Source organism: Aureispira sp. CCB-QB1 (assembly GCF_000724545.1).
Classification (GTDB): domain Bacteria; phylum Bacteroidota; class Bacteroidia; order Chitinophagales; family Saprospiraceae; genus Aureispira.
This window is the reverse complement of sequence record NZ_JHBV01000069.1, coordinates 1-1,013: the sequence shown is the minus strand read 5'-3', so window position 1 is coordinate 1,013 and position 1,013 is coordinate 1. Positions and strand designations below refer to the sequence as shown.

At 49.0% G+C, this 1,013-nt stretch carries 1 protein-coding gene; it reads left to right on the top strand.

Annotated features, from left to right (window positions below):
- On the top strand, positions 1-1,013 hold a 1,013-nt coding region (locus CG11_RS26180; RefSeq protein ID WP_197043956.1), incomplete at both ends, for a SprB repeat-containing protein.

Genomic DNA, 1,013 nt, shown 5'->3' with positions numbered 1-1,013 from the left:
TCTGTTTTAATTGATTCCGTTATCGTGACAGATGTTTCTTGTCACGGGACGGCAACAGGAAGTGCGACAGCTTATCCAAGTGGTGGTGTTGGCAACTATACTTATACTTGGTCAACGACTCCTGTTCAAACAACTGCTACAGCGACTGGTTTAGCAGCAGGCGTCTACTCCGTGACGGTCGCCGATGCCAATGGTTGTGATCGAGTGGATGTGTTTAATGTCAACGAACCAACCGTTCTAACAGGAAGCATTAGTGCTGATCCTATCGACTGTTTTGGTGGCACCACCAGTGCTACAGCACAAGGTAGTGGTGGAACACCAATTGGCTTGACCGCTTATGTGTATCGTTGGTCGAATGGTAGCAGTGCCGCCACGACCATAGGATTAAGTGCAGGCGTACATTGTGTGACGATCACCGATGCCAATGCTTGTACGCATGTAGAATGTGTGACGATTACTCAACCCTCAACGGCAGTAAGTGCTAGTATTAGTGCCCAAACCGATGCTAGTTGTAATGGCACGGCAACAGGAACAGCCACGGCTCAAGGAACTGGAGGAACTAGTCCTTACACTTATCAATGGGATGCCGCAGCAGGCAACCAAACCACAGCAACAGCAACAGGTTTGAGTGCGGGCATTTACACAGTCGTGGTGAGCGATACAAACAACTGTACGGCACAAACAACCGTCACGATTAGTGAACCTTCGGTTGTTTTGGCAACCATCAGCAGTACAACTCCTGCCACTTGTAATGGACAAGGAACAGGAAGTGCGACAGCCACCGTTAGTGGTGGTGTTGGACCATACACCTATCAATGGGATGCTGCGGCAGGCAGTCAAACGACGGCAACAGCGAGTAATTTAGCTGGCGGTACTTATGTCGTTACGGTAAGCGATGCGAATGGCTGTACTGGAATGGCTACAGCAATAGTAACACAACCAACCGCTGTGCAAGCAACCATTATTAATACAACCGATGTTTCTTGTCATGGTGGTAATGATGGAACAGCCTC